Source organism: Thalassotalea sp. G20_0, assembly GCF_017744175.1.
Taxonomy (GTDB): domain Bacteria; phylum Pseudomonadota; class Gammaproteobacteria; order Pseudomonadales; family Endozoicomonadaceae; genus Endozoicomonas.
Window position 1 is genome coordinate 1 of sequence record NZ_JAGHQV010000373.1, and the last position, 708, is coordinate 708.

Annotated in this window: 1 protein-coding gene; it reads left to right on the forward strand. The window is 54.2% G+C overall.

All coding sequences use genetic code 11. The annotated features are described in order from the left end of the window. The coding region (locus J7438_RS26570) for a hypothetical protein (RefSeq protein ID WP_209279028.1) at positions 1-708 on the forward strand (708 nt) is incomplete at both ends.

A 708-nucleotide genomic window follows, 5' to 3' on the forward strand; every position in this document is an offset into this window, starting at 1 on the left:
TCAGTGATCTGTCCGCACAGGAAAACACCCTGCAAAAGACCGATACCTTTCATAAGATGGCCAGCGAATTTGACCAGCTGCTGGTTAGCGGTGAACTGACCGATGAGCAATGGCTGATCCTGAAACATCGGACGGAATCACTGCCTGTAGCCCCCGGATTGGCGACAGGCACTCTGCCAGAGCCTTCCGGTGACAGTGTTGTCAGGCTGTATACCGACAATGGCAACAATGTTGCCCATATCCATGCCAATGTCGTTGAGCAATCCGACTGTTATCAACTAGCCACCGGGCAGCAATGGGAAGAGCTCTGGTTTACCAGCAAGCTGAAACTGTCAGGCAAGTTGAGTTTCCAGCTGAGAGAAACCCCCTTATTGATGCAGCTCCTGAATGGTAAACCGGTGGTGCTGACCGGGCTGGAACATACCCCGACCCTGGCAGGGCATCTGGAGTCACTGCTGGCACCTGAGCCCTATCTCTGGATTTACGGCCAGAAAAAAGCTCTGCCCAACTGCCGACTCCATATAGTCTGGCCCGCTGACCGACTGCCTGCCCAGAGCCCGTGGTTCCACCGCTGGCAACAACAGCAGGATACCCGGAGTGATCGGTCAGCAGGCAGTGTAGAGTCTGATCGTTTTGAGCCTGACATAGTTGAACTCGGTAAAGCTGAGTCCATTTTGGCAGAATCCATTATGGCCGCCCCCGGTTTGA